The sequence below is a fragment of the Patescibacteria group bacterium genome (genome assembly GCA_004297735.1).
Lineage (GTDB): Bacteria > Patescibacteriota > Saccharimonadia > UBA4664 > SCTI01 > SCTI01.
The window spans coordinates 43,973-66,665 of the sequence record SCTI01000002.1 but is presented as its reverse complement, the minus strand read 5'-3'; the positions used below and the strand labels follow the sequence as shown (position 1 = coordinate 66,665).

19 protein-coding genes, 1 tRNA gene and 2 pseudogenes are annotated in these 22,693 nt (G+C 55.4%); 18 read left to right on the top strand and 4 right to left on the bottom strand.

The features are described 5' to 3' along the window. Positions 1 to 71: 71 nt before the first annotated feature. From ftsA to EPO04_01900, 9 genes are all read left to right on the top strand, one after another. A complete protein-coding gene (gene ftsA, locus EPO04_01940) occupies positions 72 to 1,310 on the top strand; it encodes a cell division protein FtsA (GenBank protein TAK88857.1) in 1,239 nt (412 codons plus the stop codon). A 148-nt stretch (positions 1,311 to 1,458) separates the two neighbouring features. Beyond that, complete coding sequence (gene ftsZ / locus EPO04_01935) at positions 1,459 to 2,901, top strand: cell division protein FtsZ (GenBank protein TAK88856.1); 1,443 nt, start codon at positions 1,459 to 1,461, stop codon at positions 2,899 to 2,901. Positions 2,902 to 3,105: 204 nt separating this feature from the next. Continuing rightward, positions 3,106 to 3,570, top strand: coding sequence for a transcriptional repressor NrdR (nrdR, locus tag EPO04_01930; protein TAK88855.1), 465 nt, complete (start codon positions 3,106 to 3,108; stop codon positions 3,568 to 3,570). A 154-nt stretch (positions 3,571 to 3,724) separates the two neighbouring features. After that, the gene (locus EPO04_01925; protein TAK88854.1) at positions 3,725 to 6,742 is read left to right on the top strand and encodes a vitamin B12-dependent ribonucleotide reductase; all 3,018 of its coding nucleotides are present in this window, start codon (positions 3,725 to 3,727) and stop codon (positions 6,740 to 6,742) included. A gap of 407 nt (positions 6,743 to 7,149) precedes the next feature. Next, positions 7,150 to 7,440 carry a hypothetical protein gene (locus EPO04_01920; GenBank protein TAK88853.1) on the top strand — a complete coding sequence of 97 codons (291 nt, stop codon included), beginning with the start codon at positions 7,150 to 7,152 and terminating at the stop codon, positions 7,438 to 7,440. A 74-nt stretch (positions 7,441 to 7,514) separates the two neighbouring features. Further along, positions 7,515 to 7,781 (top strand): hypothetical protein, encoded by a 267-nt coding sequence (locus EPO04_01915; protein TAK88852.1) that lies wholly within the window; start codon positions 7,515 to 7,517, stop codon positions 7,779 to 7,781. A gap of 4 nt (positions 7,782 to 7,785) precedes the next feature. Beyond that, on the top strand, positions 7,786 to 8,046 hold the full coding sequence (locus EPO04_01910; protein ID TAK88851.1) for a YggT family protein: 261 nt from the start codon (positions 7,786 to 7,788) through the stop codon (positions 8,044 to 8,046). A gap of 323 nt (positions 8,047 to 8,369) precedes the next feature. Further along, complete coding sequence (locus tag EPO04_01905; GenBank protein ID TAK88850.1) at positions 8,370 to 11,321, top strand: isoleucine--tRNA ligase; 2,952 nt, start codon at positions 8,370 to 8,372, stop codon at positions 11,319 to 11,321. 167 nt (positions 11,322 to 11,488) lie between these two features. Next, positions 11,489 to 11,557: transfer RNA gene (locus EPO04_01900), tRNA-Ile, on the top strand. A 607-nt stretch (positions 11,558 to 12,164) separates the two neighbouring features. Here the strand turns inward: EPO04_01900 and EPO04_01895 are convergent. Together EPO04_01895 and EPO04_01890 are read right to left on the bottom strand one after the other, a co-directional pair. After that, positions 12,165 to 12,494, bottom strand: a pseudogene (locus EPO04_01895) (recombinase family protein). A 240-nt stretch (positions 12,495 to 12,734) separates the two neighbouring features. Next, positions 12,735 to 13,238: pseudogene (locus EPO04_01890) on the bottom strand (recombinase family protein). Positions 13,239 to 13,480: 242 nt separating this feature from the next. Between EPO04_01890 and EPO04_01885 the strand changes: the two are divergent. Further along, complete coding sequence (locus EPO04_01885; GenBank protein ID TAK88849.1) at positions 13,481 to 13,807, top strand: hypothetical protein; 327 nt, start codon at positions 13,481 to 13,483, stop codon at positions 13,805 to 13,807. Positions 13,808 to 13,853: 46 nt separating this feature from the next. On the opposite strand, the gene EPO04_01880 is transcribed toward EPO04_01885, so the two are convergent. Further along, the gene (locus EPO04_01880; GenBank protein ID TAK88848.1) at positions 13,854 to 14,039 is read right to left on the bottom strand and encodes a hypothetical protein; all 186 of its coding nucleotides are present in this window, start codon (positions 14,037 to 14,039) and stop codon (positions 13,854 to 13,856) included. A 245-nt stretch (positions 14,040 to 14,284) separates the two neighbouring features. On the opposite strand from EPO04_01880, the gene rodA reads away from it, so the two are divergent. The 6 genes from rodA to EPO04_01850 all read left to right on the top strand — a co-directional run bounded on the left by rodA (position 14,285) and on the right by EPO04_01850 (position 19,878). Continuing rightward, positions 14,285 to 15,397, top strand: a complete 1,113-nt coding sequence (gene rodA / locus EPO04_01875) for a rod shape-determining protein RodA (GenBank protein TAK88847.1) — start codon at positions 14,285 to 14,287, stop codon at positions 15,395 to 15,397. Between the two features lie 70 nt (positions 15,398 to 15,467). Further along, positions 15,468 to 15,785, top strand: a complete 318-nt coding sequence (rplU, locus tag EPO04_01870) for a 50S ribosomal protein L21 (GenBank protein TAK88846.1) — start codon at positions 15,468 to 15,470, stop codon at positions 15,783 to 15,785. A 146-nt stretch (positions 15,786 to 15,931) separates the two neighbouring features. Next, on the top strand, positions 15,932 to 17,260 hold the full coding sequence (locus tag EPO04_01865; protein TAK88845.1) for an LPXTG cell wall anchor domain-containing protein: 1,329 nt from the start codon (positions 15,932 to 15,934) through the stop codon (positions 17,258 to 17,260). Then, on the top strand, positions 17,244 to 18,107 hold the full coding sequence (locus EPO04_01860; protein ID TAK88844.1) for a sortase: 864 nt from the start codon (positions 17,244 to 17,246) through the stop codon (positions 18,105 to 18,107). Before EPO04_01865 ends, EPO04_01860 begins: the two co-directional genes overlap by 17 nt. Positions 18,108 to 18,157: 50 nt before the next feature. Continuing rightward, a complete protein-coding gene (locus EPO04_01855; protein TAK88843.1) occupies positions 18,158 to 18,973 on the top strand; it encodes a ParA family protein in 816 nt (271 codons plus the stop codon). Then, positions 18,970 to 19,878: a ParB/RepB/Spo0J family partition protein gene (locus EPO04_01850; protein ID TAK88842.1), complete on the top strand. Its 909-nt coding sequence runs from the start codon at positions 18,970 to 18,972 to the stop codon at positions 19,876 to 19,878. The genes EPO04_01855 and EPO04_01850 overlap by 4 nt, the downstream gene beginning before the upstream one ends. Here the strand turns inward: EPO04_01850 and lepB are convergent. After that, positions 19,865 to 20,602 (bottom strand): signal peptidase I, encoded by a 738-nt coding sequence (gene lepB, locus EPO04_01845; protein TAK88841.1) that lies wholly within the window; start codon positions 20,600 to 20,602, stop codon positions 19,865 to 19,867. The genes EPO04_01850 and lepB overlap by 14 nt on opposite strands. Between lepB and EPO04_01840 the strand changes: the two genes are divergently transcribed. Then, positions 20,542 to 21,930 (top strand): LytR family transcriptional regulator, encoded by a 1,389-nt coding sequence (locus EPO04_01840; GenBank protein ID TAK88840.1) that lies wholly within the window; start codon positions 20,542 to 20,544, stop codon positions 21,928 to 21,930. The two genes, lepB and EPO04_01840, sit on opposite strands and share 61 nt — an antisense overlap. Next, on the top strand, positions 21,927 to 22,685 hold the full coding sequence (locus EPO04_01835; protein TAK88839.1) for a hypothetical protein: 759 nt from the start codon (positions 21,927 to 21,929) through the stop codon (positions 22,683 to 22,685). The genes EPO04_01840 and EPO04_01835 overlap by 4 nt, the downstream gene beginning before the upstream one ends. Positions 22,686 to 22,693 lie beyond the last annotated feature (8 nt).

The window sequence follows — 22,693 nt, the reverse complement described above, 5'->3', positions numbered from 1 at the left end:
GCCCTGGCTTGCCCCCAGGTTAGCATAAGCGGTATACTAAACAGTAGGTAAAGCGAAGGAGCGGTTTCCCGGTGGCAGCTCGCAGCCAAGACAACATTTACATTGGTCTCGATATTGGTAGCACCAAAGTGTGCTGCATTGTTGGCCTGCTCGAAGCCGAGGCGGTTAACCCGAGTGTTATTGGGGTTGGAGTGGCTCCGGCTGAGGGTCTGCGCCGCGGCGAGGTGATAGATATTGAGGAAACCGTATCGTCAATTACGGCGGCGGTTGATGAGGCTGAGCGCATTAGCGGCGTACCAATTGATCGCGCCACCATTAACATCGATGGCGCCCATGTCCTCAGCCAGAACTCAACCGGGGTGATTGCGGTTGGCCGAGCCGACCAGGAGATCACCATAGAGGATGTTCGTCGCGCCGAAGAGGCCGCCAGCGCCATTCAGTTACCACCCAACCGAGAAATTATTCAAATGTTCCCTCGTTCATTTAGTCTGGACGGTCAAACCAACATTAAAGATCCGGTGGGGATGAACGGCGTTCGCCTTGAGGTCGAAACCCACATTGTTACCGGAGCCACCCCGGCTATTAAAAACTTGCAGCGTAGCGTGTATCAGGCCGGTATCGATATTGAAGGACAGTCGTTGGTGCCGGTAGCGGCTGCCCGGGCGGTTCTAACCAAAAAGCAGATGGAGTTGGGGGCGGCGGTTATCGATATTGGCGGTGGTACCACCGGCATAGCGGTCTATGAGGAGGGCGAGATTCTTTATTCTAGTATTTTGCCGGTTGGTAGTGGACACATTACCAACGACATTGCGATTGGGCTGCGCACCGATGTTGAGGTGGCCGAAAAGGTTAAACTCAAGTACGTTAAGGCCAACCCAGGCCGAATTAGCTCAACCGAAAAGGTTCGGATCGATGAACTGGGTGGCGATGGCGGTGGCATTATATCTAAGCGCGATCTGCACGACATAGTGCAGGCCAGACTAGAAGAGATCTTTCATATGGTTCAGCAGGAGTTTCGTAACGTTGGTAAGGCCGGCATGCTACCAGGAGGCGTGGTGCTAACCGGTGGCGGCGCTAAGATGCCTGGTATCGATGAGTTTGCCAAAGATGCCCTTAAGCTACCCGCAATTATTGGCCAGCCATCCGGCTTAACCGGCTTAATTGATAAGGTTCACGATCCAGCCTTTGCCGCTCCGGTCGGCCTTATGTTCGAAAACATGCACGCCGGAGTTCCCGCCGATCGCACCAACGCCCGGATTGGTCAGACGGTTACCCGCTTGCGCCAGACGCTCCGCAACCTTCTGCCCTAGTTTGAACACAAATTGTGTACGCTAAAAATTAGCCATCTTAAGTGAACAAAAAATTTGCATTCAAACCGTGATTTGGCTACACTGCACATTATGCCGGTAGGGTCCGGAGGTATTGTGGTAAGGATAGTTGAAGGAGATATGATTCAAGATGGCTGAGGTTCTCCCCGAGATACAAACCTTTGCGCGAATTAAGGTCTGCGGCGTTGGCGGCGGTGGCACAGCCGCGGTTGAGCGCATGATTGATTCAAAGGTTCAAGGTGTCGAGTTTGTGGCAATTAATACCGATGCGCAGTCGTTGCATCATTCACGAGCCGGCCAAAAGATTCATATTGGCCAAGATTTAACTCGGGGTCTGGGCGCCGGTGCCGACCCAGCCATTGGTCGCAAGGCCGCCGAAGAGAGCGAACAAGAGATCGCCAACTCCTTGCGCGATACCGACATGGTCTTTATTACCGCGGGTGAGGGCGGCGGCACCGGTACCGGTGCGGCTCCTTTGGTGGCGGCCGCGGCTCGCAAGAGTGGCGCGCTAGTAATTGGTATTGTTACCAAGCCTTTTGCCTTTGAAGGTGAGCGCCGCGCCACCCAGGCCGAACAGGGAATTGAGGAGCTCAAGGACCACGTTGATACCTTGATTACCATTCCCAACGACCGTTTGCTTGATATGGTTGATCGCAAAACCTCACTACTAGAAGCCTTTAAGGTGGTGGATGATGTGTTGCAGCAGGGTGTGCAGGGCATCTCGGATCTTATAACCGTCCACGGCTTGATTAACCTGGACTTTGCTGACGTTAAGTCGATTATGCAAAACGCCGGCTCAGCCTTAATGGGTATTGGTGTGGGTAAGGGTGACAACCGCGCGACCCAGGCTGCCCGCCAGGCGATTGACTCGCCGCTACTTGAGGTTAATGTTGAAGGCGCCAAGGGAGTTCTGTTCAACATTACCGGTGGTCGCAACATGAGCATGCACGAGATTGATGAGGCCGCCAAGGTGATTACCGAAGCGGTTGATCCTGGCGCCAACATTATTTTTGGAGCGGTGCTAGATGAGAGTATGGATGACCACATTAAAATTACGGTGGTAGCAACCGGGTTTGATGGCGATGGCCCACTGCCTCGCTCAACCTTTGATGTTAACCAGGCTCCGGCTTTCCGTCAGGCAATTCAAGCCGAAGTAGCAGCGTTGTCTCATAATGACACCGCCATCGATATTAAGGTTGATGAGCCGGAGCCAGAACCACAGCCGGTGGCCCATCGGTTTGCCGCCAAGCCTTTTATTGATGAACAAACCAGCTCAGCTTCGATCGATTCGGCCGACAGCACGGCTGATGAAGATGACCTGTTTGCCAAGAAACCTCAGCCCACCGTTAGCTCAATTGAGCCGGAAGACGAGGCCACCCCAGCTGATCACGACGATGACGACCACGATCTATTTAATGATGAGCCAAAAAAGACCGCCAAGCCCAGCGCTTCGCCCGAGCCTGCTAAAAAGGGTGCTCGTTCGCTAATCCAGCGAGCCGCCGGCGCGGTTACCGGTCGAGTTAGCGATGACGACCTGGATGTACCGGCCTTCATCCGCCGCCGCAAGCACTAGACTGTGGACCTGGTTCACGCGAAGTGAACCTAGGTCAAAATTATTTACCTAACATTTATACCTAAAATCAAGATTGACATCCATAGGAGCACAAGCGTTATAGTAGATAGTGCTTACGCTAGATATGGAGTAAGCACAAGAATAATACACCAAGGGTGGTGTTAATCGCTCATTTTAAATCGGTGTAGGGGAGACTGTTTCGGTATGAGATGCCCAGATTGTGGTTACTTAGATTCTAAGGTGATTGAGTCGCGCGACTTAGAGGACGGCGCTCAAATCCGCCGTCGGCGTCAGTGTCTAAAGTGTAGCTTTCGTTTTACCACCTACGAACGAACCGAACAGCCTCGACTGACCATTATAAAGAAGGACGGCCGCCGTGAGCCATTTGATCGTCAAAAGCTGGCTGGCGGGCTGTACCGGGCTTGCGAAAAGCGTCCGGTTGCCGCTTCGCAGCTTGAGGAAACCATCAACCAGATTGAGCGTGAACTTCGTTCGCTGGGGGAGCCGGAGGTGTCGGTGGAGCGAATTGGCGAGCTGGCCATGGATCACTTGCTGGAGCTTGATGACGTGGCTTATGTCCGCTTTGCTAGCGTGTATCGCTCCTTTACCGATGTGGAGTCGTTTGAAGCCGAACTGGCTAGACTAAAGCGCCGTCCATTAAAAAGATAGTTGGGGGTCCGTGTGGTAGCTGCTTCGCGCAGCCATCTCACGGGTATCTAACAGTACGTTTGTATCCGAAAGGTCTTTGACAAGCCAACTACGTAGTACTGCCGCCAGGCAGCCTATCAACGACTGCCTGTAGGCAGAAAGGGGAAGATGCTCAATGGCATCGACCGAAACCGAAGGTCAGCAGACGCTGGCGGCGCCCCATAACGGCGTAGCTAGCAAGCCTCTCAAGATCACGCGCTACTTCACCAAGGAGGGCGTGCACCCGTTCGACACCGTCGACTGGGAGACCCGTGACGCGCGCATCGGTCACGGCGACAAGGTCGCGTTCGAGCAGAAGGACGTCGAGTTCCCGAAGTTGTGGAGCCAGAACGCCACCAACATCGTGGCGCAGAAGTACTTCCGCGGACAGCTGGGCTCACCGACGCGTGAGCGCTCGGTCAGGCAGATGACCGGCCGGGTTGCCAAGACCATCACCCAGTGGGGTATGGCCAGGGGCTACTTCGGTCCTGGGCGGGGGAAGATCGAGGTTCTGCGTGAGCAGGAGCCCGATCACCCGGCCTCGATCTTCTACGACGAGCTGCTCTTCCTGCTGCTGGACCAGGCGGCGGCTTTCAACAGCCCGGTCTGGTTCAACGTCGGGTTCGAAGAGAACCCGCAGTGCTCGGCCTGCTTCATCCTGAGTGTCGAGGACACGATGGATTCGATCCTGGACTGGAACACGCGGGAGGGTAAGATCTTCCGCGGCGGCTCCGGTTCCGGCATCAACCTGTCGGCGATCCGCGGTTCGATGGAGCCGCTGAGCAAGGGCGGCACGGCCAGCGGACCGGTGTCGTTCATGCGTGGCGCCGACTCCTGGGCCGGCACCATCAAGTCCGGCGGCAAGACACGTCGGGCGGCCAAGATGGTAGTGCTGGACGTGGACCACCCGGACATCCGGGAGTTCATCTGGTGTAAGGTCGAGGCCGAAGAGGTGGCCGGGGCTCTGCAGGAAAAGGGCTTCGACATGTCCATCGACGGTCGCGGCTTCAGGCACGTTCAGTACCAGAACGCCAACAACTCGGTCCGCGTGTCGGACGAGTTCATGCAGGCGGTCGAGAACGACGAGGACTGGCACCTGATCGCTCGCAAGACCGGGGATCCGGTCGGCGATCCGATTCCGGCTCGGGACCTGATGCGAGACATCGCGGAGGCGGCCTGGCGCTGTGCCGACCCTGGCGTGCAGTACGACACCACCATCAACCAGTGGCACACCGATCCGAACTCGGGGCGCATCAACGCCTCGAACCCGTGCAGCGAGTACATGCATGTCGATGACTCGGCCTGCAACCTGGCCTCGCTGAACCTGATGAAGTTCCGGCGTGAGGATGGCACGTTCGACACCGAGCGCTTCAAGCAAGCGGTGGACATCGTGTTCCTGGCGCAGGAGATCATCGTTGGCCCTTCGTCCTACCCGACGGAGGAGATCGGTGATAACGCGCGAGCGTTCCGTCAGCTCGGCCTGGGGTACGCCAACCTCGGTGCCTACCTGATGGCCAACGGCATGCCGTACGACTCCGACAAGGGTCGGGCAACGGCGGCGGCCATCACCGCGCTCATGACCGGTCGGGCTTACGCTCAGTCGGCCAAGATCGCGGCGGCCATCGGTCCGTACGACAGGTACGCCGATAACCGCGAGCCGCACAACAAGGTGATGCGGATGCACCATGACGCCGCACAGCAGATCCCGGATGGTCACATTCGTGACATGGATCTGCTGGCCGAGGCGCGCCTTGCCTGGCATCAGGCGGTCACGCTCGGCGAGCAGCACGGCTACCGCAACGCGCAGGCCACGGTGCTCGCACCGACGGGGACGATCTCGTTCCTGATGGACTGCGACACCACCGGCGTCGAGCCGGACTTCTCGCTGGTCAAGTTCAAGGAGCTGGTTGGTGGCGGTCAGATGACCATCCCTAACCGGACGGTTCCGCTGGCTCTGCGTACCCTCGGGTACAACGACCAGAAGATCGAGGTCATCGAGGAGTACATCACCGAGCACGGCACGATCATCGGCGCTCCGGGTCTCGACCCGAAGCACCTGCCGGTGTTCGATGTCGCGGTCGGCGAGCGGGCGATCAGCCACATGGGCCACATCAAGATGATGGGTGCGGTTCAGCCGTTCATCAGCGGTGCGATCTCCAAGACGGTCAACATGCCGCAGGAGACCACCGTCGAGGACATCGCTGACGCGTACACCCAGGCCTGGCGCCTCGGCGTCAAGGCTCTGGCCATCTACCGCGATGGGTCCAAGACCGCCCAGGCGCTGCGCACGGACGCGCAGATGGGTAAGGGCGAGTCGGGCGTTGAGCTCGGCGAGCCGATCCAGCGCGCGGCGGTCGAGGCCTTGTGCGAGGTGTTCGAGCATGCCCTGATCAAGGGCGTGCCCACACTCAAGGCAGTCGGCGATCTCTACGAGTCCCTCATTGGTGACCGCAAGGTCCTGACGGCGGACGAGTCGGAGATGATCACCCTGATCCTCGTCGAGATCGCTCGCGGCACACCGGCTCGCCGGAGGATGCCGCGGGAGCGCAAGTCGATCACTCACAAGTTCGTCCTCGGAGGTCACGAAGGCTACATTGTGGCCGGTATGTACGAGGACGGGACGATGGGAGAGATCTTCATCAACGGTCTCGGCAAGGAAGGCTCAGCGCTCAAGGGCATGATGAACTCCTTCGCCACGGCGATCTCGATCGCGCTCCAGTACGGGGTGCCGCTTGAGACGCTGGTGGAGAAGTTCAGCTTCGTGCGATTCGAGCCGGAAGGGATCACCGAGAACATCGAGATCCCGTTCGCCAAGAGTCTGCCGGACTACATCATGCGCTGGCTGGCCAGCCGCTTCCTGGATACGGATGTCCAGGAGGAGCTCGGCATCTTGACGCCTGAGGTGCGCAAGCGCAAGATGGCTGAGGATGCCGGTGGGTCGACTCCGGTCGAGTACGCGGAGGCAGCTCAGCAGGAGCTTGCTGTTTCGACAACCGGTGACGGTAGCAAGCCGGATTCGCCTGCGGAGCAGCCGCTTACCTACCTCGGCCTGTCCGTGGCGGGCATCTGTTCCGATTGCGGTGGCTTGATGGTTCGCAAGGGTGGGCCTTGCCCCGTCTGCAATAGCTGTGGCAGCACCGCCGGCTGCAGCTAGGTCGTCCGTCGCAGCAGTCTTGCCGGCATCCCGTCGGCGAGGTTATCCCTTGGTATTTTGATCACGACCAGGGGTGGAAAGGATAGTGATCTACATCTAGCCTTCGGTTGACGGCCGAGGGCAGACACGGGCTGGGTTCCGACACTTTCTCTGCAAAGGGAAGGCGTCGGGCCCGGTCCGAAACTTTCTTATCTTAATCTGTTGACATCATTAAATTGGAGGCGTAGTCTAAGCCGTATGAAGACCGTTGGTAACAGTCTCGTCACCGTAGTCCTGCTCGTCGTGAGCGGCCTGCTGATGCTTGGCCATCAACCTCGGACTTCATCGTAGCTTAAACGCACAAGCAAACGCAGTAGGGAGTCCAAGCGGACTCTTTTTTGTTGGGTCACCAATTGCGAGGAGGAGTAATGCTTAAGGAGCCGCCCACGTATCGCCTGACCGTCAAATCAGCCTTATCTGCCTGCAAGTTGCTGGTTCGCCTGGACCACTCTGGAATAGGTGGACCAGAATACATCAGCCCGGAGGATCGCCGAGCGCTTGAGCGCTTTGGCGAGGGTAGAGACTTTTCGACCTCCGTCTCGGTTGACGTCAAGGTTGGGCGCAATCTCAGCCTCAAGCGCTTCGCGCACCAGCTCGATACCGAGCTCTGGTTGAGGGGTGTTTGCGACGTTGAGCCGCCGGAGGAATCCCTGGCATGAGCTACTGGTTAGCGCCTCGGGTCACAAATGACTCGGGGCGCGAAAGCGCTTTTATATTTGGTATACTTGTAAGCATGAAAGTTACGTTGCTGTTTACTAAAAGTACCCCGGCTGATCGCCACATTGACTACTTGGTGCGCAAACTTGAGCGTGAAGAGGGTATTACGGTTGATTTGCTTGACGCGGACAGCCGCGACGGCATCGCTTTGGCCGAGCTGTATGGGGTAATGCAGCGACCGGCGATACTAGTGACCGATGGCGATGGCTCCTTGACCGCAAAATGGGAGAGCGAGCTACCGGCTCCACAGCGAGTGGCCGACGCCTACCGAGGCGGTTTATAAGCCAATGCTAGCCGAGTTTTCTTTAAATTTTATTAATTTATTTGTCTTTATTTTTAATATCGTTTTATTGGCGCGCGTATTAATGAGCTGGATCGACCCAAACCCCAAGGGCGGTTTTGGCGCGCTATTGGTTGATTTAACCGAGCCAGTATTAATACCAATTCGGATGATTCTGCCAAAGACACAGATGATTGATTTTGCTCCGCTGGTCGCTTTTTTGCTAATGCAGCTGTTGGTCCAGGGCGCCAACAGCTTGCTAGGCTGATAAAATACCGGTATTGTAAGGGTACAATTACACATGCATTGAACCTCGGTTCATGAGCGGTTATCACCCGCGAAGCAGCTGGAAGAACGGTTTAGACCAAGTAGAACCAGACGCGAGTACGGCGTAAAAAGTGCGAATTAAGTGCCCTCTCGGGAAGCAGGATGGAACCGTCCACATTGGACTCCTGCCGACGAGAGGTTTTGTGTGTTTAGGGTCCGACCTAGCAAAGGGTCCGACCTTTCTCGAATAAGCTAGATTAACAAAAGATTACCCACTAGATAAGAGGTCCGACCCTTTGCTAGGTCGGACCTACAGGAGACCCCATGAAAAAAGCCCAGCCAGCCGACTTTCCCGCCTTCGAAGCCGAGATGCTCAAGACTTGGAAGGATGAAAAAACCTTCGAACAAAGCGTTGAGCAGCGTCAGGGCAGCGATCGATTCAGCTTTTATGACGGCCCGCCATTTGCCAACGGCTTGCCGCACTATGGTCACGTGGTGGCTCTGACCGAAAAAGATTCAATCACCCGCTATAAAACCATGCGCGGCTACTATGTCCCGCGCCGCAACGGCTGGGACACCCATGGTTTACCGGTTGAAAATGAGGTTGAAAAACAGCTAGGCATAACCAGCAAGCGCCAGATTCTGGAGCTTGGTGTAGATAAGTTTAATGAAGCTGCCCGCGCCAGCGTCTTTAAGTATAAGAATGAGTGGGAAGAGTTTATGACTCGCCTGGGTCGCTGGAGCGATCAAGAAAACTCCTATGCCACCCTGGACGATAACTACATTGAAAGCGTCTGGTGGGTGTTGAGTCAGCTGCACGAAAAAGGATTGGTTTACCGCGGTTTTCGTTCTAGCCCGTACTGTCCGCGTTGCGCCACCACCTTAAGTAACTTTGAGGTTAATCAAAACTACAAAGATAACGTGCCCGACCCCAGCGTTTACGTTAAGTTCCAATTAAAAGATGATGAAAACACCTCGCTGCTTGCCTGGACCACTACGCCGTGGACATTGCCAGCTAACGCTGCTCTGGCGGTTGACGTAAAAGCTGAATACGTCACGGTTGAGCTGACCAATTCGGGTGAAGGTGAGGAGTGGAAGCGAGGCGAGCGACTCATCTTGGCTAAGAAGCGCCTAAGCGAGCTGGAGCTGCGCAAAGCCGACTACAAGGTGGTCGCAGAGCACAAAGGAAGCGATTTGGTGGGCAAGCGGTATCTGCCGCTGTATAAGCTCGCAGTAACCGACGAAGCCCAGCTTAATAATGCGCATCAAGTCTACGCCGATGACTCGGTTAGCCTTGAAGACGGCACCGGGGTCCTCCATGTCGCGCCGCGCTATGGCGAGACCGACCTAGAGCTTGGTAAGCGCGAAAATCTGCCGCTCATCGAAAGCGTGGACGGATTTGGCGTCATGGTTGAAGCTCTCAAGCAAGTTGACGGCCTGGAATCAATCGTTGGCACCTTCTTTAAGGACGCCGACCCACACATTATCGCCGACCTGACCGCCAAGGGCCGCATCTTCGCCGCCGAAACCTTTGAGCACACCTACCCGTTCTGCTGGCGCTGTGAGACTCCGCTGATGTACTTTGCGACTCCAAGCTGGTTTATTAAGGTAACCGATCTGCGCGAAAAACTGGTCGCCAACAACAACCAGGTTAACTGGGTGCCAGATCACATTAAACAAGGTCGCTTTGGTAACTGGCTGGCCGACGCGCGTGACTGGAACTTTAGCCGCAACCGGTTCTGGGGCGCGCCGCTACCAATTTGGGTGAACGTGGAGGATACTGAGGACATCATCGTCATTAGTAGTCTCGACGAACTCCGTGAGCTCAGTGGCCACGATAAAGAGTTTGATCTGCACCGTCCCGGCATTGATGAAATCGTTATTAAACGCGATGGTAAAACCTACAAACGCACCGAAGAGGTGTTTGACTGTTGGTTTGAGAGCGGGGCGATGCCATACGCCCAGGATCACTATCCGTTTGAGCATAAAGATGGCTTCGCCAAGGCCTTCCCGGCTGAGTTTATTGCCGAAGGTCTGGACCAGACTCGCGGCTGGTTCTACACCCTACACGTACTCGGGACCGCCCTAATGGATAAGCCGGCCTATAAAAACGTGGTCGTGAACGGGCTCGTCCTGGCCGCCGATGGCAAAAAGCTGAGTAAACGATTAAAAAATTACCCCGATCCAGCCGAGCTCTTTAGTACGCAGGGTGCCGATAGTCTGCGCTTCTTCTTGATGTCGAGCCCGGTTGTGGCCGGTGAGGATGTTCGTTTTTCGTCCGAGGCCGTGCAGGAGACCGCGCGCAACGTTTTCCTTCGACTCTGGAACGTGTATAGCTTCTTTAGTACCTACGCCGAGGTAGACAACTGGCAGCCGCCAAAAACTCTAACCCAGCCAGACAGCGACAACATTTTGGACCAGTGGCTACTCGCTCGCCTCAACCAAACCATTGCCGAATCGACCAAGCAGGCCGATGCCTACCAAATCGCTAAGGCGACCCGTCCAATTCGCGAGCTGATCGATGATCTGTCTAACTGGTACGTGCGCCGCAGTCGCCGCCGCTTTTGGAAGAGTGAGGATGATGGCGACAAGCAGGCCGCCTACGCCACGCTGCATTACGCCATGGCGCGAATCGCGCAGCTACTGGCGCCGTGGAGTCCATTTGTGTCCGATAAGCTGTGGCGCGAGCTGACTGCCGGTATGGACGTTCCAGCTTCGGTTCATCTGAGCGACTGGCCGGAGACCGGGGAGATTGATGAGGATTTATTAGAACGCATGACCGTTCTACGAAGGCTCATTACCCAGGGGCTCGAGCTCAGGGCAAGAGGCACGGGTATCAAGGTTCGTCAGCCACTCAGTATGGCTACGCTGCAGTGGACAGATCCATTGGAAGAAAGTTTATTAAATATCGCTAAAGAAGAGCTGAACGTTAAGGAGGTCAAGTTCGAGAGGGCGTCTGGTGAGTACAAATCAGGTGTAGAGATTAACACCACTATCACTCCCGAACTCAAGCGCGAGGGCATCATGCGCGATGTGGTTCGCCATGTTCAGAACTTGCGTAAACGGGCTGGTCTCCAAGTTGATGACCGAATCGAGCTCAACTTTGACGTAGTCGGTGAAGCAAAAGATCTCAGCGAGGCCCTCAAAGAGCATCAGGCGACAATTGCCCAAGAGGTTTTGGCGGAGAAGGTGACGAGCGGTTCGGATCACTTTGAGGATACGCAGCACACCAAAGTTGATGGGGAAGAGCTGATAATCTCGTTGAAGAAGAGCTAAAAAATAGGCACTAAAAAACCGGCCATGATGGCCGGTTTTTTAGGTAGGACCGATAATCCTCGTACAGATATAGATTAACATTTTTGCATTCCATGTCAAATCGATAATTTTTTGTTAATAACTGTTTGAAATACTGTAAATGCCTTGGTGGTAGCAATGGCTTTTACGCGGGGCTGAGTTGGTCTAGCAAAGGACCGATAATCTTCGTGCTTGGGGTTCGAATCCCCACAGCTCCATGACAGCAGTACTAATGGAACCCTCGGCCAAAGAAAGGCCGAGGGTTCTTTGGTTTCCGGGCCCTGTGGCCGGTTCGGCCTGAAGTTCCGGGGCCTCCCAGACGCCGGTAGCGGCGGCCTCTCTGGCGGCTTCCTCGGCTTCTGCCAGCAGGTCCTGGGCCAGTAGCTGGGCGTAGGGGTCGGAGAGCTTGACGTCATCGATCTCGTCGGCCTTGACCTCGATCCGCTTGAAGAACATTTGGTTCATTAGGCGGCGTCCGGTGAAGTCGGACATCAGGTAGGTCTTGTGCGCGTTGGTTGTCATCTCCAGCGCACGGTTGAGTGCCTCGAGTAGCTCCTGTGTAGTTCCTGAAGCTTCGTCAATACGTCGCTGGGCGGCCCGCTTGCCGTCGGCAATCCGCTTGGTCTCTTCGGCGTAGGCCTCGCGGCTCACGAGGTCTGCGTAGTACAGCTCAAGCAGCTTGCGTTCTTCGCGCAGCAGCTTTGTGATCTCAGCCGTGGCTTTGTTGGCTTCGGCGTCGGTCACCGCCCGCATGGCATCGAGGTGTGTCTCAACCAGGCGGCGGATCTCTGCGCGCTGCTTGGTCGTCAGCTGGACTGTCGCGTAGAGCTTCTCGACCTCAGCCTCGATGTGATCGGTGCGCAGATATCCCTGGCTGCAGGTCTTGCGCTGCTTGCCACTGCAGACGAAGTAGTCGTAGGAGCCACCATTGCCGGTGTTGCGACTGAACGTCAGACGGCGGCCGCACTCGCCGCAGTAGAGCGAGCCCTTGAGGTAGTGACGGTGCTTGCGGTCCCGCTCGCCACTGAGCTTCTTGCCGGAGAGGACTTGGCCGACTCGCTCAAACAGATCGTCGTCAACGAGCGGCTGATGCCGACCGGGGAAGCTCTCGCCTTGGTAGGAGACGATGCCCTTGTAGTACGGGTTGCGCAGAATCGCCTGAAGCTTGCTGGCCGTGACCGGGACGCTCGGCCGCCGGCGAGTAGCCCGGGAACGCAGCCCCTGGTGTTCGAGCAGCGTGGAGAGCTGCGACAGCGAGTAGTTGCCGGTGGCGTAGAGCTCGAACGCCAGCTGCACGTACGGCGCTCGTTCCTCGTCGATACCGATAGTGCGGATCTCGCGGCCATCTACGAACTCGCGCACGTTCAGGTACCCAATGGGCGCCCGGGTCAGCGTGCCGCCGTTCTTGGCCTTCTGCCGGGAGCCTTTGACGATCTCTGAGGCCAGGTTGCGGCTATAGAACTCGGCGATCGAGGACATGATTCCGTGAACCAACATCCCGGATGGCGTCTCATCGATGTTCTCGGTGACGGAGACCAGCACCGCACCGCCTGCCTTGATCCGCATCGCGATCTCGACGTCGTCGGCCCGGTTACGCGCCAGTCGATCCAGCTTGTGGACGATGACGTAATCGATGCCGCCGGCTTCAAGCCTGGCCAGCATCCGTTGCAGGGCTGGGCGGTCAGCGCTTCTGGCCGACTCGCCGCGATCGACGAAGTCTGCTTCGACCTCAGCTTCTAGCTCCGCGGCACGGCGCCTGCAGGCCTCGCGCTGAGCTGGGATCGAGAAGCCCTCAACGTCGTAGTCGGTCTCGGCCTGCTGGGCCGAGGACACACGGAGATACACCAGCGCCTTCTTGGGCGCTTGAGCGAGAGTCACAGTTTTATCACTTTCACTCATATGTGCACCTCCTTTCGTTAAGGATCTTAGCTCGTATCAGTAGTTAAGCCAATACGTATTTTGCCAGATCTGGAGGCGTTTGTAGTAAGGGAGGGCAAAGGGCCCTAGATAGTCCTAGGCCTTAATCGAGCGGAAAGCGCCTGAATGCGGGAAGTTCAGGAGCGAGCACTCTGACGCGATCGGACGGGCGATTGGACACGCTCGTGCTTGCATGAGTCGCTGGCCTGTTCGACAATAAAGCCATGGGTAACAGTGAATTACAAGACTTGGTCGAGCTGCGCGATGAAATGCGCCGTCGCTTCGACGAGGACGACTTCGATGACCGATCGATCGATCAAGCTTCGAAGCTGATTCGTGATCGTTGGGCGGCAGCAGATCCCGAAGAGGCTGCTGTGCTCGCGGACATAATGGCTGCGACTCCGAACTCAGCGTGGATGCGAGAGTTTCTCGTACCGGCTGAGCATGGCGAGATTGCGAACGCTCTGGTGCTCCTCGCGCGCTACAGCGCGATTGCATCGGCGTTCGGTGAGGGAGTAGCTCGCGAGGATGGCCTGACGCGCCGCGTATAGATGAGGCCCTCCCGGCCCGAGGCCGGAAGGGCCTCGGTGTCGCTATTTAGCGATCACGGCGATATATCTGATTGCCGCTCTTATCGATGCCGACGTGAGCGTGATCGTTGTTGCTCTTGTCATGCACGATGATCTCGGTATGCGTCTTGCCGGATGATCTGTCCTGACCTTCGCGGACACCGACCCACGCATTCGAGTTGTTCGACTGGGTGTCGAACTTTGGCTTTCCCATGTACTCCACCTCCTTTGCGGGGTTGTAGTACGTTGCCCCGCGTCCCCTTGCCAGTGGACCTCGGGACCCACCGATCGGTGGGTCTTCAGCATGCGCAAAGCGCCATCCGATAGTCAAATGCCCACCCTGCAAATAGCGTGTAAAACTGCTATCTGCCAGAATCTGGGTTAGAGAGGCGCCCCAACAGTTCCACCAGGGTCTTGGTAGATTTTGTTGACCCGGCTTACCGCGTATAATAGAACTTAATGTTTAAGTCGCGGTTCTGGAAAAACTTTGATTGGGTGCTGTTTGGCGCAGCGCTTGCACTGTCTCTTGTGGGGGTGGTGGTAATCTACTCAACCTCGTTTAAGGCGGCTAACTTGGTTGCGCCGGTGGACGCTGCTCACCAAGTTTATTTTTTAGTTATTGCGTTGGTTGGGTTCGGGCTTGCGGCGCGCATGGACTACCGTGGCTGGAGCAAGGTTACCCCGGTTTTGTATGTGGCGATGTTGGTCAGCTTGTTGGCGGTTTTTGTATTGGGCAAGACTGCCCTGGGTGCTACCAGGTGGATTGATCTTGGCTTTTTCCAGTTTCAGCCATCGGAGTTCGCTAAGATTGTGATGATCTTGGTGTTGGCTAAGTACTTTAGTGCCAACTATGACTCAATGGATCGAATTCGCCCGGTGGCGATCTCGTTACTGTATGTGGCGGTCCCTGGCCTGCTGGTGTTGGCTCAGCCAGACCTAGGAACGGCCCTAGTGTTTGGTGCTATTTGGCTGGTAATGGCGATAATGGCCCAGGTGCGCTGGACCTACTTTGCGGCGCTGTTTGGTGCCGCCGTGGTAAGCCTGCCAATCTTTATCCAGTTTGTGCTTAAACCGTACCAGCGCGCCCGTCTAGAGGTGTTCTTAAACCCAACCGCCGACCCGCTTAGCACCGGCTACAACGTGGTTCAGTCTACGATCGCGGTGGGTAGTGGGCAGCTGTACGGGCGCGGGTTGGCCGCCGGTAGTCAGTCGCAACTTAACTTTTTACCATCACAACACACCGATTTTATTTTTGCGGTGTTAAGCGAAAAAATGGGATTTATTGGCGGCCTGATCGTGCTACTGCTATTTACCGTACTGTTGCTACGCGGGATCTACATTGCTTCAAGAGCCGAAGATCGTTTTGGGGTGTTTGTAGCGGTCGGCGTGGTCACCATGCTGCTGTTCCACCTGTTTATTAATATTGGTATGAATATTGGGCTGATGCCGGTGACCGGTATTCCACTGCCATTTATCAGCTACGGAGGCACCAGCTTGTTGGTGTCGCTAATCGCAGTCGGCCTTCTGGAATCGATCGCGATTAGGCGTAAAAAGATTCAGTTTGGGTCGTAGCGCCTTTACTTCTTTACAAACCTGAAGATTTTGGTTATAGTGGTGAGGTTATTTAAGTGGTTATATACCCATGCAAGCAGTAATTTTAGCCGGCGGCAAACAGCATTTAGTTGAGCCAAACCAGACCCTAGAAATTGATCTGGTATCTGATGACGCCAAAAAACTGACCTTTGAGCCTTTAATGGTAATTGATGGCGATAAGGTTGAGGTAGGCGCGCCTCGAGTTAAGGGCGTGGTCGTAGCGGCTGAGGTCTTGGGCGAGACCAAGGGCGATAAGATTAAGGTGCTCAAGTTTAAGGCCAAAAAGCGGGTTAAAAAGTTGACCGGTCACCGTCAGCGCTACACCCAGATTAAGGTCACCTCAATTGGTAAGGCTAAGTCGGCTTAGCTAGCCGATTAATCAAAGCTATTAAGATTCCGGCTAGGCGGCCGGTTTTTTAATGTGTGTAATCATTAAAAAACGCTTAAAAGCCCTTGAATCTGCTTATGGTTATTGCTATGCTTAATTCAAGTACGTGTGATAACGGACGGAGTATGGATTCACTTACCAGCGGTACCCCGAATCCAACCAATAATCCGCGGATGAATCTGCTGAATGGATCGGGTACCAACAATCAGATTAATACCACCAGTGCCAACGCCTATGAGGCGAGCGCTTTTCATGCCCGCCCGGTCCCGGCTCCTAACCCGGTAAACCAAACGCCGCTAGCTACCAGCATGAGCACCGCGCCAAAGGCTTCGTATGTAAGGGCGGCCGCCAAAAAGGCTCCTGAGGCTACCCCTAAGCCGGCCCCAGCGCCTACGCCTGCCGAAACTCCGCCACCTCCACCAGAACCGCGACCGGTACCAAACGCTCCCGAGCCGCCTAAGCGTCGCTGGCCGCTGGTTGTCGGCTTAATTGTCTTACTACTGGTTGCGGTTGGCGCCGCGATTGGCTGGTGGTTTTTAAATCAGCCCAAAAAAGAGCAGCCCAAGGCCCCAACTAAAGAGGTTGAGGCGGTTAATCCGACCAGCTTAAAGCAGCTCACCGCCAGCGGTGAAGCGGTGGCAGCCGGTGGGACGGTACAGCAAAAGAGCGTTAAGCTTAGTTTTACTATTGAGACCGATGCCAACAGCGGCTCGGTTACGCCCGAGGTTGAGGTCCGACCGATTGGCACTCCGTTTACTGGTGAGGCCACTCATACCGGCTCGGCGGTTTCGGCTAATGGCAGCAATCTCAATCCAAGTGTGACGGTGGATAATCTCGATGATGGCCAGTATCAGTGGCAGGCCAGGGCTAAGGTTGGCGATCAGGCTAGCGAGTGGGTTCAGTTTGGTGGTGCCACCAGCACCACGCCAGCCTTTATCGTGCAGGCCGCGGCCGCCAAGGCTACCGCGGTACAGTCGGTGAGCGGAGTAGCCGTAGCTAATCCCACCAACGTGACCACTGCTAACCCGGTCTTTAGCGGTACCAGCGAGCCAAACTCTACCGTTACCGTTACGGTTGACGGCAAGTCGTTTAAGGCCACCTCGAACTCGAGTGGTAACTGGACCGTAACCGCTGATCAGAGCATCGCCAACGGTCAGCATCAGGTTACCGTAGTGGCGACCGATGGTAGCGGTGCTACAGTTGGGCAAACTCAGCTAACCCTGGTGGTAGCTGTGGCAGCTGCCACGCCGGAGCCGGTGGCTAGTTCGTCTGCGCCAGCAGCTACCAGTACCGCCCCTGCGGCTACAACCAACAGCGGATCCGCCGCCAGCTCATCTAGCCTAGCTGCTACCGGCGACAACGCAGTTATATTAAGTTTGGCCGGCGCGGCGGCAATGGCGGTTTCGCTGGCTGGCTTAGTCTGGGCCAGGCGCCGCTATGCAACCTTCTTTTAGTCGCTCAGCCTACCTGCAGTCTCCTCCAAGTCTGTTCAGCCCCGACCAAACCTGGGAGAAGGGGCCATACCGATATTTTCTAGATAGCCGCAACAAGGTTTGCAAACAAGTCCCCATTGATCTTCAGCTGCAGCTGACCAGTGAGCCTCGCTTTTTTAAACTACAGCCGGACTCGGTGCAGCAGGTTCTGGCGGACACCGCGGCGGTTCAGCGACAGTTCAACGCCGAGCACTTGCGGGCGGCTTATTCGCACTGGCGGCGGCATCTAGGTCGCTATCGTTGGGTGGTTCGCGCTAGCCTAGTGGCAACCTTTTTGGCCGCGGCCATCGCCCTATACCCTTGGGTACCCGAGGTCCAGTATCGAGTTGGCCACATGATCGCGCCATCGCAGCCGGCTACCGCGGTTCAACCGTCACCAACCTTTACGCAGGCCGCACCAACCACCCAAAACCGACTGGTGATACCCAAGATTGGGGTGGATACAGCGGTGCTGGCTGGTGCCGATTTAACGGTATTGGATCGGGCTGAGGGAGTCTGGAATCAAACCGGTAGCGTAGACAGTGGTAACTACGTGTTGGCCGGCCACCGGTTTAAGTATCTGCCGCCCAACACCACCACGCTATATAATCTCGATAAGCTAGAGGTAGGCGACCTGATTTTGGTCGACAACCAGGGTACCCGTCGTCAGTATGCGGTTCAAGCCAAGCGAGTGGTGCCTCGTACCGAAGTGGCGGTGCTCAACCAGACCGCGACACCGCAGCTAACAATTTACACCTGTAACGATGTCCGTGAAACTCAGCGCATTGTGGTGGTAGCCACACCAGTAGCGGTCACTCCAAAACCATAGAAACACAAGCTCGTTGATGGTATAATTCAGCTAATACAAAGAGGGTTCGAGTGGCACACGTTATCGCGATAGCTAACCAAAAAGGGGGAGTCGGAAAGACCACCACCACCATTAATTTGGCTGCATTTTTAGCCAAAGGTTCGGCGCGAGTAATGGTGGTCGATCTGGACCCTCAGGGTAACACCACCAGCGGTCTGGGCGTGGATAAGAGTATGGTCGACACCAGTTTATATGACGTGCTGACCGGTGATGTTCACCCCCACGAAGCCGCTCTGCGCACCAACTACAACGGCGTCGTGGTGCTGCCTGCCGCCCCAGTTTTAGCGGCCGCCGAGGTAGAGCTGGTCGACACCAAGCAGCGCGAGTTTAAGCTGCGGCAAGCGCTCCAGGATCTACCATACGACTACATTTTAATTGATTGCCCGCCATCGCTCGGGTTGTTGACCGTTAATGGCCTAACCGCCGCCGACTCGCTTATTATCCCGGTCCAGGCCGAGTTTTACGCTCTTGAAGGTCTTGGCCAGCTAATTCAGACCGTTCAGCGAGTGCGCCAGGCGCTCAACCCAGAACTAGATTTAATGGGGGTGGTTTTGACCATGCATAACGGTCGTACCACTCTAAGTGCACAGGTGCACCAAGAGGTTAAGCGTCATTTTCCCGACAAGGTTTTTGACACCATTATCCCTCGTAACGTTCGCTTAGCTGAGGCTCCCAGCTACGGTCAGCCAATCAGCCACTACGACAAATGGAGTAAGGGTGCTCGTAGCTACAACGCTCTCGCCAAAGAGGTGACCAAGCGAGCCAAGGCTCAGGCTAAGACCAAAAAGGGCGCCGCTGAGGCTGCTAAAAAGAAGGTGGCAGCATGAGTAAACCACGCGGTTTAGGGCGAGGCTTAGATTCGCTGATACCCACCAAATTGGAGCCCACGGGGGTAGAGCCAGCCGAGTCGGGCGCAATCGCCACTAGTTCAGCCGCCAACTTAGGTGAAGCCGTTCAGCTAATTAAGGTTGAGCAAATTGACCCCAACCCACATCAACCTCGAACCCAGTTTGATCAAGCCGAGCTGGAGGCTTTGGCGAGCTCAATTAAAGAGCACGGCGTGTTACAGCCGCTGGTTGTCAGCCAAGACGGTGACCGCTACCAGTTGATTGCTGGCGAGCGACGACTGAGGGCTAGTAAGCTGGCCGGTCAAGCCACCGCACCGGTAATAGTGCGAAGTTTTGGTGAACAGCAAAAGCTAGAGCTGGCCTTGATCGAAAACGTCCAGCGCGCCAACCTCAACCCGCTTGAGGCGGCGGTGGCCTACAAGAAGCTAATGGACGAGTTTAATCTGTCGCTAGACCAGGTAGCCAAGCGGGTGGGTCGAGCCAAATCAACGATTTCGAACCAGCTGCGCTTACTGCAACTTCCCGAAGCGGCCTTGCAGGCATTAGCTGCCGGCAAGATATCGGAGGCTCATGGTCGTGCCATTCTGGCCGTGAACCCAGACGAACGGGAAGGCCTACTGAAAGCAATTATCGACCAGGGTCTGAGCGTCCGCCAGGCTGAGGCGCTAGCGCAGCAGGCTAATGCCCCTACCGCCCCTCAATCCGTTCACAAGAGCCCAGCTTCAAACTCAATTACAGTCTCTGCCGACACCATTAAGGCGGTGTCGCAGCGTTTAGGTGTTTCGGTACGAGCTAAAGCCGGCGCCAAGGGCGGAAGCCTGGTACTGAGTTATCGCGATCAAGCCGAGCTTGATCAATTATTGCAAAAACTTAAAACAGTTTAATTGAGTTAAGCGGGTAGAGTCGAAGCACCACGTTACCCACGATATCGCTGCTAGGTAAAAAGCCCCATTCGCGTGAGTCGGTGGAGCCATTGGGTGTACGATTGTCGCCAACCACAAAAATGTTGCCTTCTGGCACCGTGACGTCAATCGGCTCATCGTCCGGTCCGGCCTGAGTGTAGCTGCCGGTAGTGGTGTGAGTGGTGTCGGGATCAAAACCATTTGGGTGTTCGGTATTATAAACGGTGATCTTGCCATCTCTAACCACTACTCGCTCTCCCGGCAATCCAACCACCCGCTTAACAAAGTCGTATTGTGGCTCTTTAGGGTAGTGGAAGACCACGATTTGACCACGCTCAGCGGTGTACTTTTGACCGCTCAGTCCGCTAACCGTCTTTCCGACCTTAGAGATGATTAAGTAGTCAGAGTCGTGCAGGTTGGGTATCATGCTGCTGCCAACCACGTGGTAAGCGCTAAACACAAAGTTGTGTAGCAGGAAAATGAGTGCGGCCGGTATAATCACCCAGCTAACCAGCCAATGAGAAAAAATCCGTTCAACTAAGGACGGTGTCGGTTCGCCGCTGGTAGCGGTGGTTGAGTTAGGGTGGTTAAGATCTGGGTTCACAATAAGAAAATTACTAGACCCAAGTATACCGATTAAACTAGATGGCAGCAAGCTTTTACGCTTACGCTTATAGTTTGATATACTGGATTGCAATGGGAGCATCAAGCACTAGTTTTGGCCGCCGGATCGCCGGCACTATTCTTGATCGCCGTCAGCACATTGGGGTAATTATTATCTCGCTCGTACTGGCGGTTTTAGCTATGCTGAGCGTTAAGGCGGTTTTAGCTAGCCAAAAAGTGGTTGCTAAGCCGAGCCAAGGCGCCCCTGCGCTTAAAGGCCAAATTGACCCAACCCGCCTAAAAGGGGAGGGAGATGGCCGGATTAACATCCTCTTGCTAGGCGTGGGCGGAGCAGAGCACACCGCCGGCGCGCTTACCGACACCATTATGGTGGCCAGCATTGATCCAATCCATAAGGATGTAGCCATGCTGAGCATCCCGCGTGATTTGTACGTTAAAATTCCAGGTTATGGTGCGGCTAAGATTAACGCTGCCGGCACCTATGGTGGTCCGGAGCTGTCAAAACAGGTGGTTAGCCAAATCCTGGACCTGCCAATTCATTACTACATTCAAGCCGATTTTGGGGCCTTTAAGCAGTCGGTTGATGCGGTAGGGGGCGTCCAGGTTAATCCCGAAAAAGCGCTTTATGATCCCGATTATCCCTGCGATAACGGCCGTAATTACTGCCCATTTTCGCTCAAGCCGGGAGCACAAAAACTAAACGGAGCCACCGCCTTAAAGTACGTCCGATGTCGTCATGGAGTATGCGAGGGTGATTTTGGGCGAGCCGCGCGTCAGCAAGAGGTACTCCTCGCTCTGCGCCACGAAGTTTTGGCCGCTAAGACCTTAACCAATCCAATCAAGATGAGCGCTTTAATTGACGGCATTGGCGATCATGTTCGGATGGACTTGCAGCTAAACGAAGTGCAAAAATTAGCAGAGTTATTAAAAGATGCTAAAACCGACACCATAACAACCAAGGTTCTCACCAACGAAGAGGGTGGCCTACTGGTTAATGGCTCTAACACCTTTAAGGGGGCTGGATCGATTCTACTGCCTCGAGCAGGCTCGTTTGACTACAGCGAGATTCAAGAGCTGGTTCATACCATTTTTGCCGATGGCTACCTTAAGAAAGAGTCACCTAAGATTGAGATTGTTAACGCCAGCGGCCGAACCGGTCTGGCCGATCGGCTGAACCGCCAGTTATCGGCCTATAGTTACCAGGTGGTTGGTACAACTACGGCAACTCAGCAGCAACCCACCACTCAGCTGGTTGACTACAGCAATGGCACCAAGCCATATACCGTTAGGTACCTACAGCAGCGCTTTAAAGCGCCGGTGGTTAAGGGGGATCCAGCGGCTAAACCTGCATCTTCGGCAGACATTGTTATAATGGTGGGTAAGGATTATCAACTACCAACACAGCCATGACTCTAACCGTCTTTTTTTTCGCTCTCGTTCAGCTAGCTCTTGCCATTACGGTGCTGCTCTTAAGCCACTATGGCTTTGCTTGGCTGGCCGCCACTTTGGTGCTAGTAGTAGCAGCAGTTCGATGGTATCGGCGAGGGCGTAGCCACAGGGCTCTAATTGGGTTAACACCCGAAATACTGGCCGGGCTGAGCGTGGTGGTGTTGATCGGGTTGAACCAGCCCCCGGTTGGGCAAGCGGTATTCCCGGTGGCCAGCCAGCTTACGCTTGCCATCTTTTATGCCACTTGGTCGGTAATATTATGGCGATGGCAGCAGCCAAGACTATACCCGCTGATTGCTGGTGTGGGCCAGCTTTTAGCGGTTTCGGCCATCTTTTTAGCCACCGCCTTTTGGCACTGGCCGGATGCGGTTATGTTGGTGGTGTTATGGTTAGCCAGTTACGCCAACGCTCGCTGGCTGCTTGAATCGACTCAACAAAAGGCCGCCAATATCTTAGCGGCAACCTGGGGTTTAGTAGCCGCTCAGGTAGGGTGGGTGTTGTACATCTGGCAGGTTAACTATGATATTGGGGGAGGCTATATAATTGTGCCGCAAGCCGCTATTATAATAGCGGGTATAGGTTATTGTTTCGTTAGTATTGTCACCGCTCACAGCCTTAAGCGACTAAGTCGCAGTCGGCTAATTGAGTATGTGGCCATTGGCGCGGCGCTGCTGGCAATTGTGATTGCTGGCACTCGCTGGAATGGCACGATTTAATCAAATCT

Coding starts and splice junctions, on each gene's coding strand:
- EPO04_01925 (TAK88854.1), top strand. CDS start 3,725: ATGGCATCGACCGAAACCGAAGGTCAGCAGACGCTGGCGGCGCCCCAT.
- EPO04_01915 (TAK88852.1), top strand. CDS start 7,515: ATGAAAGTTACGTTGCTGTTTACTAAAAGTACCCCGGCTGATCGCCAC.
- nrdR (TAK88855.1), top strand. CDS start 3,106: ATGAGATGCCCAGATTGTGGTTACTTAGATTCTAAGGTGATTGAGTCG.
- rodA (TAK88847.1), top strand. CDS start 14,285: ATGTTTAAGTCGCGGTTCTGGAAAAACTTTGATTGGGTGCTGTTTGGC.
- EPO04_01865 (TAK88845.1), top strand. CDS start 15,932: ATGGATTCACTTACCAGCGGTACCCCGAATCCAACCAATAATCCGCGG.
- EPO04_01850 (TAK88842.1), top strand. CDS start 18,970: ATGAGTAAACCACGCGGTTTAGGGCGAGGCTTAGATTCGCTGATACCC.
- EPO04_01860 (TAK88844.1), top strand. CDS start 17,244: ATGCAACCTTCTTTTAGTCGCTCAGCCTACCTGCAGTCTCCTCCAAGT.
- EPO04_01885 (TAK88849.1), top strand. CDS start 13,481: ATGGGTAACAGTGAATTACAAGACTTGGTCGAGCTGCGCGATGAAATG.
- EPO04_01840 (TAK88840.1), top strand. CDS start 20,542: ATGGCAGCAAGCTTTTACGCTTACGCTTATAGTTTGATATACTGGATT.
- EPO04_01835 (TAK88839.1), top strand. CDS start 21,927: ATGACTCTAACCGTCTTTTTTTTCGCTCTCGTTCAGCTAGCTCTTGCC.
- lepB (TAK88841.1), bottom strand. CDS start 20,602: ATGCTCCCATTGCAATCCAGTATATCAAACTATAAGCGTAAGCGTAAA.
- EPO04_01920 (TAK88853.1), top strand. CDS start 7,150: ATGCTTAAGGAGCCGCCCACGTATCGCCTGACCGTCAAATCAGCCTTA.
- EPO04_01910 (TAK88851.1), top strand. CDS start 7,786: ATGCTAGCCGAGTTTTCTTTAAATTTTATTAATTTATTTGTCTTTATT.
- EPO04_01905 (TAK88850.1), top strand. CDS start 8,370: ATGAAAAAAGCCCAGCCAGCCGACTTTCCCGCCTTCGAAGCCGAGATG.
- rplU (TAK88846.1), top strand. CDS start 15,468: ATGCAAGCAGTAATTTTAGCCGGCGGCAAACAGCATTTAGTTGAGCCA.
- EPO04_01880 (TAK88848.1), bottom strand. CDS start 14,039: ATGGGAAAGCCAAAGTTCGACACCCAGTCGAACAACTCGAATGCGTGG.
- ftsZ (TAK88856.1), top strand. CDS start 1,459: ATGGCTGAGGTTCTCCCCGAGATACAAACCTTTGCGCGAATTAAGGTC.